We start from the raw sequence: 213 nt of genomic DNA, 5'->3' as shown, positions 1-213 counted from the left end.
GCTGCGCCCACAGCGTATCGGTGCCGGCTGACGTCCCGGCATCGAACACCACATTGGCACCCGACGGCACATTGATCGCGTGGCCTGCGGTCTGCGCCACGCCGTTGATCAGGAACTCGCCGCCGGCTGCCGTGCCGTTCGAATCCCACAGCTGCAGCTGATACGAGACATTGCTCGGATCGGACACGTTCACCAGGCTCGAGAGCGCAATCT

General features: G+C 64.3%; 1 protein-coding gene. It reads right to left on the bottom strand.

Features of this window, described 5'->3' with window-relative positions; all coding sequences use genetic code 11:
- On the bottom strand, window positions 1-213 hold a 213-nt coding region (locus FNJ47_RS49540), incomplete at both ends, for a hypothetical protein (RefSeq protein ID WP_430649511.1).

The sequence above is a fragment of the Bradyrhizobium uaiense genome (assembly GCF_010811875.1).
GTDB lineage: Bacteria > Pseudomonadota > Alphaproteobacteria > Rhizobiales > Xanthobacteraceae > Bradyrhizobium > Bradyrhizobium uaiense.
The sequence above is the reverse complement of the archived record's forward strand: the minus strand, read 5'-3'. Positions and strand labels throughout refer to the sequence as shown.